The organism is Parabacteroides sp. AF21-43, from assembly GCF_003635435.1.
GTDB classification, from domain to species: domain Bacteria; phylum Bacteroidota; class Bacteroidia; order Bacteroidales; family Tannerellaceae; genus Parabacteroides; species Parabacteroides distasonis.
Window position 1 is genome coordinate 1,258 of record NZ_QTMG01000009.1, and the last position, 14,046, is coordinate 15,303.

The 14,046-nt window shown below is 43.6% G+C and carries 11 protein-coding genes, 1 tRNA gene and 1 pseudogene; 2 read left to right on the top strand and 11 right to left on the bottom strand.

The window, feature by feature from the left end; translation table 11 throughout:
* From DWX84_RS08215 to DWX84_RS08225, 3 genes and pseudogenes are all read right to left on the bottom strand, one after another.
* Positions 1-134, bottom strand: a pseudogene (locus tag DWX84_RS08215) (DNA-binding protein); the annotation flags it as partial.
* 124 nt (positions 135-258) lie between these two features.
* Positions 259-1,167, bottom strand: a complete 909-nt coding sequence (locus DWX84_RS08220; protein WP_007479974.1) for a hypothetical protein — start codon at positions 1,165-1,167, stop codon at positions 259-261.
* A 236-nt stretch (positions 1,168-1,403) separates the two neighbouring features.
* Positions 1,404-1,487, bottom strand: a tRNA-Leu gene (locus DWX84_RS08225).
* Positions 1,488-1,683: 196 nt separating this feature from the next.
* Between DWX84_RS08225 and DWX84_RS08230 the strand changes: the two genes are divergently transcribed.
* Positions 1,684-2,766, top strand: a complete 1,083-nt coding sequence (locus tag DWX84_RS08230) for a mannose-1-phosphate guanylyltransferase (protein ID WP_009016577.1) — start codon at positions 1,684-1,686, stop codon at positions 2,764-2,766.
* Positions 2,767-2,810: 44 nt separating this feature from the next.
* Here DWX84_RS08230 and DWX84_RS08235 read toward each other — a convergent pair whose 3' ends face one another.
* The 5 genes from DWX84_RS08235 to aroQ are packed head-to-tail and all read right to left on the bottom strand — an operon-like array spanning position 2,811 to position 6,975.
* Complete coding sequence (locus tag DWX84_RS08235; protein ID WP_008778805.1) at positions 2,811-4,040, bottom strand: FtsX-like permease family protein; 1,230 nt, start codon at positions 4,038-4,040, stop codon at positions 2,811-2,813.
* A gap of 11 nt (positions 4,041-4,051) precedes the next feature.
* Complete coding sequence (gene rbfA / locus DWX84_RS08240) at positions 4,052-4,387, bottom strand: 30S ribosome-binding factor RbfA (protein ID WP_048927049.1); 336 nt, start codon at positions 4,385-4,387, stop codon at positions 4,052-4,054.
* 12 nt (positions 4,388-4,399) lie between these two features.
* Positions 4,400-5,035, bottom strand: coding sequence for an O-methyltransferase (locus DWX84_RS08245; RefSeq protein WP_005859885.1), 636 nt, complete (start codon positions 5,033-5,035; stop codon positions 4,400-4,402).
* Positions 5,036-5,040: 5 nt separating this feature from the next.
* Complete coding sequence (gene pyk / locus DWX84_RS08250; protein WP_005859887.1) at positions 5,041-6,498, bottom strand: pyruvate kinase; 1,458 nt, start codon at positions 6,496-6,498, stop codon at positions 5,041-5,043.
* A 60-nt stretch (positions 6,499-6,558) separates the two neighbouring features.
* Positions 6,559-6,975, bottom strand: coding sequence for a type II 3-dehydroquinate dehydratase (gene aroQ / locus DWX84_RS08255; protein WP_048927048.1), 417 nt, complete (start codon positions 6,973-6,975; stop codon positions 6,559-6,561).
* 101 nt (positions 6,976-7,076) lie between these two features.
* Between aroQ and xerD the strand changes: the two genes are divergently transcribed.
* A complete protein-coding gene (gene xerD, locus DWX84_RS08260) occupies positions 7,077-7,982 on the top strand; it encodes a site-specific tyrosine recombinase XerD (RefSeq protein WP_005859891.1) in 906 nt (301 codons plus the stop codon).
* A gap of 39 nt (positions 7,983-8,021) precedes the next feature.
* Here the strand turns inward: xerD and DWX84_RS08265 are convergent, their stop codons facing one another.
* From DWX84_RS08265 to DWX84_RS08275, 3 genes are all read right to left on the bottom strand, one after another.
* The gene (locus tag DWX84_RS08265) at positions 8,022-8,978 is read right to left on the bottom strand and encodes an Rpn family recombination-promoting nuclease/putative transposase (RefSeq protein WP_048927047.1); all 957 of its coding nucleotides are present in this window, start codon (positions 8,976-8,978) and stop codon (positions 8,022-8,024) included.
* A gap of 332 nt (positions 8,979-9,310) precedes the next feature.
* Positions 9,311-10,816, bottom strand: a complete 1,506-nt coding sequence (locus DWX84_RS08270) for a RagB/SusD family nutrient uptake outer membrane protein (RefSeq protein WP_048927046.1) — start codon at positions 10,814-10,816, stop codon at positions 9,311-9,313.
* A 17-nt stretch (positions 10,817-10,833) separates the two neighbouring features.
* Positions 10,834-14,031 carry a TonB-dependent receptor gene (locus DWX84_RS08275; RefSeq protein ID WP_048927045.1) on the bottom strand — a complete coding sequence of 1,066 codons (3,198 nt, stop codon included), beginning with the start codon at positions 14,029-14,031 and terminating at the stop codon, positions 10,834-10,836.
* Between the last annotated feature and the right edge of the window lie 15 nt (positions 14,032-14,046).

Here is a 14,046-nt window from a genome sequence, read left to right on the forward strand (position 1 = left end):
CCCGAAGTCAGCTTGTACAGGTAACTTTTAGAAAGGTTCAAGAACTTGCTCGCTTCATCGAAGCTAAGCACGTTCTTTGAAAGGAACAACATCTTTTCGAGTTCGGAAACTCTTAACTCTAAATTTTTTTCCATATTGTTTAGGAATTTAGGTGAAACAATATGAAGGTGCGCACCCTCGTTTTTTTGTTAACGGGGGCAAAGTTAAGAGCTTGAAAATGAAGTCTAATTGACCTTTGTTTGAGCGTTCAATCTATGCTCAACCTTTTTGCAGTTGTTTGATGTATTTGTCTATGATTTCATATCCTTTCGGATAGATGTTTTTCGCTTGGTCTGTCGCACTCGACAGGTCAGTACGTGTAAGCGGTTCACCTTTTATCTTCTTCAATATCAGTTTATTGTTTGCTATGACAGACTGCCATTCATAAACGATGTAATTATAACAGCTAAGTTGCATCATAAGATAGGCTAACAGACGGGTATTATTAACTTTCAATACCCCATTCAGTTTGCAGTTGAAAAAATCGGTAAGTATTTTGGCACTGACGGTAGTAGTAAACATATTCGCTTCATTCACACAGTCGGTCAGAAGTTTGATTTCATTAGCTTTCAACGTGGACTTGAAAGGATTGCTTTTGCCCACAATCTTGGTTGGATTAGTATCTGCACTTTCCTCTTTCTCTTTTGGCAAGGCTTGCTCTTGGATGGCAACCGCATCTGTATGGTAATTGCTTTCCTGTTCTTGCAGATAGCGCAAATATTTGGAAAGCACGACAAGATTAACGATAATGGACAAATAAGGAAGCCGCCCATCATAACAGGACGGTTCATGCAAATATGCATCCATATCAAAATCAGAGCAGCGGAAACCGATATACTTTTTTCTTTCATCAGAATTCAAGTCCTCAAAATAACCACTTTCCCACAAAAAATCGGGAATATCCATGTCCAATACAATGTTACGCACGACACGGTATTTTTGTTGGATGGCTACAATATTTTCAGTCACACGGAAAATTTCTTGTCGCAAATAATCCTTTAGCTGGGCTTGCGTCAAATATTCACGTTTTAAAAATAGTGCATCTACTTTAGTTTTATAGTCATGAGCTATACAACTATCTAATATCTTCTGTATTTCTCTGAAATTGGTTTCTATATGATTTTCCATAATCGTGTGCCTTTAAACGTTCTTACTACAAATATAAGGTAAGAATCTCACTTTTCCCGAAAACATCGGCAATAATAAGGAAGAAAAGATAGGATAAGCGTTAAGAAATTATAAAGATATGGGGAAGAAAACTATTAAAGTACACCTTTTCTTTGTATTCGTCATTCAGTACACATTTAGTACGCCCTATAAAAGCAGAAAACCCTGATAATCAGGTGATTATCAGGGTTTATTCGTACCCAGAGCCGGGATCGAACCGGCATGGAAGTGAATCCACTGGTGTTTGAGACCAGCGCGTCTACCAATTCCGCCATCTGGGCATTTTTAATTAACCTTTAGCAGTAGGTTTGTTTCTCAAATGCGTTGCAAAGGTACAGCTTTTTTTTAAACCCGCAAGCGTTTGGGTGAAAATTTTCAAATATTTTTTTCACAGTGGGAATATGTACGGGATTGTTTCGCATAGAAAGATTATTTCGTTACATTTGTAAACGTATAATCATAATAACAGCCAATATCATGAAAGATAATTATTGCGTCATCATGGGAGGCGGAATCGGTAGCCGTTTCTGGCCTTTCAGTAGAGAAAGTTACCCAAAGCAATTCCTTGATTTTTTTGGGAGCGGACGGTCTTTACTGCAAATGACATTTGATCGCTTCGCAAAAATCATCCCTACTGAAAATATATACATCGTTACCAACGAATCTTATGCGGACTTAATCAAGGAGCAGTTGCCGGAATTAGCGGAAGAACAAATCCTTTTGGAACCGGCTCGTCGCAATACAGCTCCTTGTATCGCTTATGCGGCTTATCATATTAAGGCATGCAATCCGGAAGCCAATATTGTCGTAGCCCCTTCCGACCATCTGATCTTAAAAGAGGATGTTTTCTTGAGGGACGTTCAAAAGGCGTTGGATTTCGTGAAGAGAAACCGTGCGTTGGTCACCTTGGGCATCAAGCCTAGCCGCCCGGAAACAGGATACGGATATATCCAAAGCAGTGATACGGTAGTAGATGATTTCACCAAGGTGAAGACCTTTACTGAAAAACCGAACCTCGAGTTGGCAAAGGTATTTATGGAAAGTGGAGAATTCTTCTGGAATTCTGGCTTGTTCGTCTGGAACGTGAATACGATCTTGGAAGCGTTCTCTAAATATCTCCCGGATATCAGCAGCCGTTTCGATCTAGGTAAGGATAAATTTAATACCCCGGAAGAAAAAGCGTTCATCCAAGAGAATTTCCCTTATTGCCTAAATATATCCATCGACTACGGTATCATGGAGAAAGCGCACAACGTATATATGCTATGTGTAGATTTCGGTTGGGCCGACCTCGGTAGCTGGGGATCTTTGTTCGACCTAGCGAATAAAGACGAAAATGAGAACGCAGTATTGAAAAATAACGAGGCAATGCTATACGAATGCTCCGGCAATGTGATCGCATTAAATAACCCGAAACGTCTAGCCGTTATCCAAGGGCTAAAAGATTGCATCGTGGCTGAGTCCGGAAACGTATTATTGATTTGTAAGAAGGATGACGAACAACGTATCAAACAATTCGTAGCCGACGCTAAAATCAAATACGGAAAAGAATACAACTAATTAAGAATTGAGAATTGAGAATTATCGGCAAGCGGTATTCATTCTCAATTCTCAATTTTCAACTTCTTAGCAAGATATCGTACAGGATACCACGCAGCCAAAAAGCCTATCGTTAATACCGTTACAAAGACTGTTATTATATCCACCGTGACTACACGTACTGGATAAGCCTCTATAATAAACGCTCCGGCAGCTTCCCCTAGTTTTATAAAGCCAAACTCTTGTTGTAGCAAGCAAAGTACAACCCCGATCAAGACTCCGATCAAAGCTCCAAAACCGGAGATCATCCAGCCTTCAAACAAGAAAATCCGACGGATCAGACTGTCATCAGCCCCCATATTACGCAGTGTACTCACATCCTCCTGTTTCTCGATCATCAACATGGATAAAGAACCCACCACGTTGAATAAGGCGATCGCCAATATAAAAGTAAGGATCAAGAAGGTCATCCATTTCTCGACTTGCATCATCTTGAAAGAAGCCTCTTGTTGCTCAAAACGGTCTTGCACGATATATTGATCACCTAGGATACGTTGAATCTCTTTCTTTACCGGAGCGATATCTCCGCTATCTTTCACCTTCAATTCCACCGCTGTCACTTCTTTATCATAATTAAATAAAGAACGGGCCAATGACAAAGGCACGATCATATATGAATCATCGTAAACCTGTTGGTCCGTACGAAAGACAGCACCGATATAAGCATATTCCAAATTGAAAGAAGAAGCCGGATTCGCCATGTTCACCTTCTCCTCCCGCTTCGGAGCGTAGATCTCCAGCGGAGAGACAAAGCCTGCGTTTATTCCTAGCGAGAAAGCCAATCCGATCCCCATATTCGCGTAATTCGCTACCTCGTCATTCAGAAGGAACTTTCCATCGATCAAGATACTATCGATCTGCGCCAGTTTCTCATATTGCTCGTCTACACCTTTCAAGGTAGCTACACCCTGACGATCTCGATAACGGACCAAGGCATTGTCCTGCAATACCTCACTAAAACAAACAATGCCGGGCAATTCCCTCACCTTACGTATCTCTTCCGAGGTCGGGTCGAAAACCTTCCCTTTCCGGGGCATGATCTTCAACTCCGGATCAAAATTGCTGAAGAGAGAAGATACCAAATCGTTGAAACCATTATAGACCGACAAGGCGCATACTAAGGCGATCGTGGCGACAACAACCCCGCATACCGATACCATCGATATGATATTTATGGCATTGTGCGACTTCTTCGAAAAGAGATATCGCCGGGCTATATAGAACGGAAGATTCAAGGCTCCTCTGATTACTTATGCAAAAGATTGTCGATATTCTCGATATAATCCAATGAATCGTCTATAAAGAAGCTCAATTCAGGAATCTTACGAACCTGCAAACGAATACGTTGCCCCAAATCAAAACGGATCGCTTTCGTATTGCTCCGTATAGCCTCCAATAGCTTTTGCGATTTATCCGACGGGAAAATGCTTAAATAAGCTCTCGCCACACTTAAATCCGGACTTACACGAACTACGCTGACAGAGACCAATACGCCATGCATTCCTTGCGTCTGCTTCTGAAATATATCACTCAACTCCTTCTGAAGAAGGCGTTCGATCTTTTGTAATCTAGTACTTTCCATACGCTTTATTATTTACTTTTTCCAGATCATCGTCAAGCCGTCACGTAAAGGGAGGATCACCTTCTCTACCCGATCGTCTTGCTTAACCTTTTCATTAAAAACCAGTATTCCCTTCGTTTGTTTATCGGAAGGATGCACTTCTTCTACCACTTTACCGTCCCAAAGCGTATTATCCGCGAGAATCAAGCCGCCCGGACGGACCATCGGGAATACCAAATCATAATACTCGGAATACAGGCGTTTGTCGGCATCGATAAAAACCATATCGAACGTCTCATCCAAACGGGGGATAATCTCCATCGCATCCCCAAAATGGACTTTTATCTTGTCCTTATGTAGCGAGCGGGAAAGATATTTCATGATAAAATCCTCCATCTCGTCATTGATCTCAATCGTATGGATCAACGCCCCCTCTTCCATGCCTTCCGCCATACACAAAGTGGCATAAGACGTATAAGTCCCGATCTCCAAGACTCTTCTCGGACGAATCATCCGGCAAAACATCTTCAATATCCTACCCTGCAAATGCCCGGATAGCATACGCGGACGGAGAAGGTTCACATTGGCGTCGCGATTCAACGCCGACAGCAAATCCCCTTCTTCATCTATATGAGAAAGAATATACGCATCAATCTCGCCCGTAAACATTCCTCTTACTCTTTAAAAGTAGGCAACTGATATTGCGTGCCGGCATCCAGCACCTTTCCTACGTTGTTAATCTCCAAAAAGCTGGTACCGCCACCTTCGCCGAAGCTACCGCTCAAATACGCTACCATATCGTTGCGAGTGATACGTCCGCTATGGATCAGCTGGTTCAACGCATCATAGAAATATCCCCTACGACTGTCGTTGTACGGCTGATGAACCGCCCATACCCCATAAGAAAGACCCAACATACGCATCACACGAGGATTATAGCATATAGCGAACACAGTAGAGGTTCCGCGGAAAGCGGCCAGATAACGTGCCGTACGACCCGTGTAACTATCCGTGATAATCGCCTTTACATGTAATTTAGAAGAAGACTTAACGGCTTGTTTCGCCAAGAAAGAAGTCACGTCTAAATCATTCCCCTCGATCGGCACACGGATATCATTCGCGGAAAGCTTGGTCTTCTCGGCTTCACGAGCCACTTTCGTCATGGTCTGTACCGCCTCGATCGGATATTTTCCATAAGCCGTCTCACCGCTTAACATCAAAGCATCCGTACGATAATAAATAGCGTTGGCGATATCCGTAACCTCGGCACGAGTAGGACGAGGATTATTAATCATGGAATGAAGCATTTGCGTAGCCACGATAACCGGCTTCTTCACCTCCACGCATTTACGGATCAGCATACGCTGGATACCCGGGATCTTCTCGGCCGGAACCTCGATACCCAAGTCACCACGAGCGATCATGACGCCATAAGCCACTTCCAAAATCTCCTCGATATTGTCTACACCCTCTTGATTCTCGATCTTAGCGATAATCTTGATAGGGCTGTTACGCTCGTCCAAGATACGTTGGATATCCAATACGTCCTGTTTGTTGCGAACAAATGAGTGAGCGATAAAATCGAGATCATGATCGATCGCCCAAAGGATATTATTACGGTCTTTCTCAGTCAACGAAGGCAAATTGATACGTACGCCCGGCACATTCACGCTCTTGCGGCTACCTAGCGTAGCGTCATTCTGGATCTCGCAAAGCAAACAATCGCCGGATTTCCCGGTAACCTTCATTTCCAGATCACCATCATCGATAAGGATGTCGCTGCCAATCGCCAAGTCGTTCACGAAATTCTTATATGACACACAAATACAATCATGCGAAGTTTCCTGATCGGGATTACCGATTACCTTCACGATCTCTCCAGTCTTGAAAGGGATCGGTTCCTTGTTTACCGTCGTCGTGGTACGTACTTCCGGCCCCTTCGTATCCATCAAGATACCGATACGGTCGGATACGGTACGGACGTTATTTACCACACGGGTCAACCCCTCTTCCATCATGTGAGCCGTATTCAGGCGCACCACATTCATTCCCGCTTTATATAACGCCTCAACGAACGCAACGTCGCAGCGCTGGTCGGAAACTGTAGCAACAATCTTCGTATGCTTTAACATATACCTTAAATTATTATAACCTAATTATTAATTCTATTTGATAACCTTCTAAACCTTCTATCACATAAACGATTCGATCGCCAACCGATACGAATCCAGCCCAAACCCAAGAATCACTCCCCTGCATGCCGCCGATATCATCGACACATGACGAAACGATTCACGGGCATGCACATTCGAGATATGCACCTCCACGACTGGCGTAGTAACCGCCTTGATAGCATCGTACAACGCAATGGAAGTATGCGTATAAGCGCCGGCGTTCAACACGATACCGTCATATTCAAAACCCACCTCATGGATCTTGTTAATTATCTCTCCTTCCACATTACTTTGATAATAAGATATCTCACACTGAGGAAAGTGGGCACGTAACTCGCTCAAATAGTCCTCGAACGAGGCATTTCCGTATACTGTCGGTTCTCGCTTGCCCAACAGATTCAAATTAGGGCCATTGATGATCTGAATCTTCTTCATTCTTAATTGTAAGTTTATTACCTTTGTACCGCCCGTTGAGGCCGGAATTATCCGGCAAAGGTAAGGATTTTATTTGACACATTCATAACGACATACCGACAATGCGACAAGGAAAAGATATAATAAACCGATATAACACCTATTTACGATTAGAAAAATCGCTCTCAGCCAACTCCATCGACGCCTATTTGACAGATCTTGACAAATTGCTACGTTTCGCAGAGGATGAGAAAAAGGACGTTAAGGAGATCAGCTACGACGACTTGCAACAGTTCATCGCCCAATTACGTGACATCGGTATCCATCCCCGATCGCAAGCACGCATCATCTCGGGTATCAAATCGTTCTATCGTTTCTTATTGCTTGACAATTATATAACAAATGATCCGACCGAATTGTTAGAGTCTCCCAAGATCGGATTGAAGCTGCCGGAAGTATTAACCGTCAACGAGATAAATAGCATTCTCGACACGATAGACCTCACGCTTCCCGAGGGACAGCGGAACCGTGCGATGCTGGAGGTTTTATATAGTTGTGGACTGCGCGTATCGGAGCTTACTGGCCTGCGTTATTCGGATATATATCCCAAGGAAGGTTTCATCCGGGTAGAGGGTAAAGGAAGCAAACAACGGCTTGTTCCTATCTCCGAAGTTGCTTTGCGGGAAATTAAAAACTATCTGTATGACCGGAATTCGGTCGTGGTTAAAAAAGGCTTCGAGGATATTTTATTTCTAAGCCGGCGAGGAACGGCCCTCTCCCGTATCATGGTATTTCATATCATCAAGCAACAGACGGAGGCCGCCGGTATCCATAAAAACGTAAGTCCCCATACCTTCCGTCATTCTTTCGCCACCCACTTGCTGGAAGGAGGCGCCAACTTACGCGCTATCCAAGAGATGCTGGGGCATGAGAAAATCACCACCACCGAGATATATACACATATCGACCGGGAATTCCTTCGCAAAGAGATACTGGAACATCATCCGAGGAGCAGGCCAAGAACTTAAAAGAACCGATCCTACTCCGCTAGCAAAGCCTCAAGGATGTCATAAATTATTTATTTCCTCCTCTGACAAACCAGTATAACGCACGACCATTTCCATCGAAAGCCCATCAGACCGCATACGCCGAGCTGTTTCTAGACGTTCTTCCACACGGCCTTCTTCTCGACCTTCTATTAGTCCTTCTTCTCTGCCTTCTGCTAATCCTTCTGCTAATCCTTCTTCCCGTCCTTCAAACTTAGCAGTGCTCAACACGTCATTCTGGATCATAATCGCATTCAGATGTTCGTCATAAGCATAACGTTCCTCGGGAGACATTGAGTAATAGCGTAATTTCTCTCGTGCCTCTTCCAAGCCAGGGGCTGTCGTTCCGGAAGTTATGATCCCATCTTTCAAGTATCGCACCCATTCCTCCAAGGGGGTCACGGCCACCTTATCAAACTCATTCACCCGGACCAATATATACTCCGGAAAGATCTCCGAGGGAAGACGCTTGACGATCGCACCCCTCTCCTTGGTATTTACCTGTAAATGATCATGGGTATGCACGCCGACAAATTGGTTCTGCCCGTGATACAGATAATCGGTTCCTACGCCTATATCAAAATAAAGGATACTGATAGAATAGACCTTTTTCACCCCGGAATAGTCCTGTCCCAAATGAAGATGTTCGGTGACGGCCTTCGCCACGCCATAAAGCACACGTTCCAAATAATAAAGCTCGCGGGTATTCTGGATCTCGATAAGGATGATATCTCCCTTTGTGTTCTTAGCCTTGATATCCACCCGATTGAATTTTTCATCGGCCATTTGCTGGTATCCCTCACTCTCCAATATCTCCTCAATCTTGATCTGCTCGCCCAAGAACACGGTAAGAAAGCCTTCTAGCACTCCGAAATTCGCTTTTTGCCGGAGTAGGCGTTTGATGGCCCAGTCGAAACGGATATATCGATCTTGTAATTCCTTCATATACTTCTCCTCTTTTTCTGTTTTCTTTTCCATAGTCATATCATGTTTTAGTTACCCCACTATTGGGTGGCTTCAAATGTACATAAAAAGATCTGGAATACAAGCTTATCCCATCTAAAAAGAAATGTCCTTCTTTTTGGATCCGTAAGTGAATAGCCAACGAACGGGATCGTAAGCGGTCGCAAATGGGTATTCGTGTACCGTTATTACTCTATTTTAATCTCATATTTTATCGATTTAAACTATTTACTTAAAGACAAAAAACATGGATGTGGACAAATGATCACACATCCATATCTAATTATCAACAAATTAAAAGCTATCAGGTTCTCCTAAAATGAACAAATGTAAATACAGCTCAATTCTTAGAAATGAGGATTCTGTACCAAATGGCCATCCGACTTATCAATCTCCGACTGAGGAATCGGCAAGTATTTCTTTGTATCATCCCAGCCTTTGATAAAATCTTTTGCTTGGTTCGTACGTACTAAATCCCAATAACGAATACCTTCCATCGCAAACTCATAACGGCGTTCCTTATAGATATTATCCAATGAAACCGCCGGAACCTTATAATCATCCCCCATCGCACGTTTAACGACTCTCGCATAATAATCCTGTGCCTCGCCTACGCTACCTCCACTTCTCAACAAAGCTTCCGATGCCATCAATAATACGTCGGAGAAACGAATTACACGGTAATTGTTCTTATAATTCAGCGCTTCCGTGCCAACCGTAGAAGAATACCCCGCACGAGGATGATATTTGCGTACGCTATATCCTGTATATTGATTCACATCCGAGCTAACCGTCCCGCCTTCCGCTCTAAACTCCTCATGATCTATGATTGTTGTCCACTTTCTAGGATCATTTGGTAAAAACGCATCATTCAATGCTTTTGTTACAGGCGCAAAACCCCAACCTTCCACATATACATTATTAGGATCTTTCAAACCTCTGGCTCCTAGCATTATTATATCGGAGTTACCTTGATTAGCCTTGCCTGCCCAATCATTCGAGTTCCCGATTTCCGTATAATTGACTTCAAAAACAGATTCTTTGCACCATTCATACTCATCATCAAAAAGAACTTTATAATCCGGGATCAAATCATATTGATAGGCAGGATCGGTAATTAGTTCTTTCAATTGGCTGGCGATCTCCTTCATTTTAGTATCATCATTCTGATATAAAACGATACGTGCTTTCATCGCGATAGCGGCACCATTCGTAGCTCGTCCTTTCTCATTAGCCGGGACTATCTTAGGTAACTTCCCAATAACATTATTATCTAAATCCTCGATTAATTTCGCATAGACCTCATCCGGCTGTAACTGAGGGACAGTTGTTATATCATCCAATCCCAAATTCGTCTCGTAATACGGTATGTATCCAAAGAAACGCCACAACTGGAAATAATAAAATACACGCAAGAAATGAGCCTCAGCCACATAACGATCACGAAGCTCCTCCGACATCGTCCCCTCCGGAAGAAGAGGGCATTTCTCTATCACGATATTCGCACGGTTCACACCCTCATACGAACGCCCCCATAAACCCTCGGGTAAGTTTGTCGGTGTCACCCAATTGGTAAAATCATTCACTCGCTGCAACTGCGGTTGATCCGATACCGTCGATCCACCGGTCTCCGCATCATCCGACATGATATTACTTACCAGTTCATAAGAGCTATACGCATTATAAGCGTTCCATTTCAACGGGTCATAGGCAGCGACCAATGCCTCGGTCAAATCCTCCTGTGTCTTGTAATAATCCGTTTCGATAACCTTATTCGTCGGAGACAACTCCAAAAAATCATTGCAGCCACTTAGTCCGAATACAACGGCTAGCAGATAAATATATTTATTCATAACACTAATTTTAATGATTAAAATGTCAAATTCAATCCAAATGTATAAACCCGGGCTTGAGGATATACACCCTTATCTATACCCATTGTCGAACCGATTTCCGGATCCATTCCCTTGTATCCCGTAATAGTCAACAAATTATCGAACGACGCATAAAACCTCAAGCGTTGTATATAAGCTTTTCGGGTCAACTGGGCCGGCAGCGTATAACCTACCTGTAAATTACGTAAGCGCAAGAAAGAAGCATCGTGAACCAACAAAGTAGACGGACGGAAGTTCTTAGGCGTATCACCCAAGACAATCCTTGGCATCGAATTGGAGGTGCCCGGTCCTGTCCATCTTTCCAAAGCATCCGACGTATAATTGACCGCCGCCAACTCATAACGGCGTAACGCATCGAAAACATCCGCCCCGAAAGAACCTTGGAAAAAGGCACTTAAATCAAAGCCATTCCAATCAGCCGCAACAGTAAGTCCAACCATCCAATCCGGATTAGGTTTGCCTATCATCGTACGGTCCTCGTTATCATCGCTGATCACGCCGTCTCCATTCAAATCCTCAAATTTCGTATCACCGGGTACCGCATTCGGTTGTATAGGCTTACCGGTAGCAGGACTGATATAGTTATCGATCTCCTCTTGTGTCTGGAAAACCCCAATCGCCTTATATCCGAAGAAATAACCGATCGGATAACCATTTTGGTTCCTTGATACCGTACCTAAAGTCGGTAAACTCTCCTTATCGATATATCCTGTTTGATTTCCCAGATTCTTGATCTCATTCTTCACATAAGAAGCATTCGCCAAGAAAGATAGATTCACTTTATCTACACTTAATTTATAACCGACTTCAAGCTCGATACCTTGGTTGGTCAATGTCCCGACATTCGACAAAGGCGAGCCACTTCCCACATATAGGGGTATCGGACGCTCCATCAACATGTCTTTTGTATCTTTCTTGAACCAATCAAAACTAAAAGAAAGGGAGTTATTAAAGAAGCGGGAATCAAATCCAAAGTCCAATTGCTCCGAGGTTTCCCAACGCAAATCAGGATTGGCCAAAGAAGTAGGTTTTGTTCCGCTATGGATGACACCGTTCGAGCCAGCCCCGAAACTATAGTTATTTCCTCCGGTCATTGTCGTAGTATATCCAAACGATCCGATTTTTTCATTTCCGTTCTGGCCCCAGCTCCCGCGCACTTTCAGAAAGTCGAGCCATCCCGGTTTATTTTCCATGAAAGGCTCGTTAGTCAACGTCCAGCCTGCGGAGACGGAAGGGAAATAAGCATATTGATTATTCCGGCCGAAGTTAGAGGAACCGTCCCGACGAAGGGTTAACTCTAGCATATACCTTTCGTCATAATTATAGTTTAATCGTCCGAAAACGGACGCCATCCGATGCTCTGTCGCACCACCTTCCGAATGCTGATCGCCGGGAGAGGCACTATTGGTAAAATCGATCCATGCTTTATGATCATCTTCCGCTCGTAAATTCAATGCTGTTCCCTTTACCTTTTTACTATCATACCGTTCCATAGAGGTTCCCAGTAAAACGGCGAAATTATGTTTATCGATCGAACGTTTATAACTCAACGTATTCTCCCAAAGAAGCTTCATGCCACGATTCATCGTTTGCTCCACCCTCGATTTCTCAGTCTTGACCATATAACACAAATAGCTAACTGGGAACCAATTCCTTTCGCCCCAAAAAGCCATATCCGTGGAGAGAGAGGTCTTAAACGTAAGATTCTCGAATACTTCCAATTCACCCCAAACAGAACCTACAAATTTATCCCAGTCCTTGTTATTGTTTAAGGTCTGCATCATAGCGACCGGATTCACGATCTCTTGATTCTCGATCACGTTATAGATGCGGCCTTCATCATCCTTGACATAGCCGGGATAATTTTTCTCGTAATAAGCGAGATCTTCCGCCGAAGGATTCTCCAGATAGACCGATTCGTTCGGTGGAGTCATCACCGCACTTGCTAACGGGCCGGAGAAGTTGTCATTCTCCGAAATACCTTTGGATATGATCCGTGTATATCCTAGGTTCGTACCGACCTTGAAACTACGGAAAAATTTATTCGCCTTATTCTCAAACACATTATAGGTATTGTTGAAACGTAAGCTATATCGTTTATAATCCGACTTATCTTTTCCTCCAACAATTCCTTCTTGATCTAAATAACCAAAAGAGAGGAAATAGCTTCCCTTATCACCACCCCCACTGATGCTCGCTTGATGATTCATGATCGGGGCATTCTCGTTATAAATCTCATTCTGCCAGTTCGTCCCTACACCTGCTTTCGAAGGATCATCGTAAATAGGGTCCATCCCGGCATTCACGTAAGCCTCATTCATTATTGTCTCATATTCGGTGGCATTCAAGACCGACATTTTTCGCCAAGGATTTTGCCAACCGATAGAGAAATCATAATTGACAACCGCTTTTCCTTTTTTCCCGCTCTTTGTCGTAACCAGAATAACACCATTAGCCGCACGCGAACCGTAGATAGCGGCAGAAGCGGCATCTTTTAAGACCTCGATAGATTGTATATCCTGCGGATTCAGATAATCGACACCTCCTTCAAGTGGCATTCCGTCCACAATATACAGAGGGTTACTATCATTGATAGTTCCTGTACCACGGATACGGACTCTCGACTCGGCTCCCGGTTGTCCGGAATTCTGCATAATGCTTACTCCCGAGACTTTTCCTCGTAACACATCCTCTACCCGGGTCGGCGTCAGCTTCTCCAAATCATCGGAGGTGACACGACTGATGGCCGCTGTCATCACGCTCTTCTTCTGAACGCCATAACCAACCACTACCACCTCATCCAAGGCTTGCGTGTCCTCTTTCAAGACAATCTGTAAATCAGTCTGCGTACCGACCTTAACCGTATGGGAGAGATAGCCTATAAACGAGATTTCTAATACATCGCCATTTTTCACATCTAGCGTAAATACGCCATTCATGTCAGAGATCGTACCGGTAGTAGTTCCTTTTACGGAAATACTCGCACCGATAACCGGAGTTCCATTTGTATCCAAGATCGTTCCTCGCAATTTTCTTGTCGCTTGAGAAACTTCCACCGGATTTACATTAGGATGGGAAAGGCCGCTTGCCTCCAGATTGCCATTTAAGGAAGCGAGCAATAATGACCCGACACATATCCAACGCCATCGCTGATCCTTACTTTTCTTTTTCATAAACTATTCGAATTT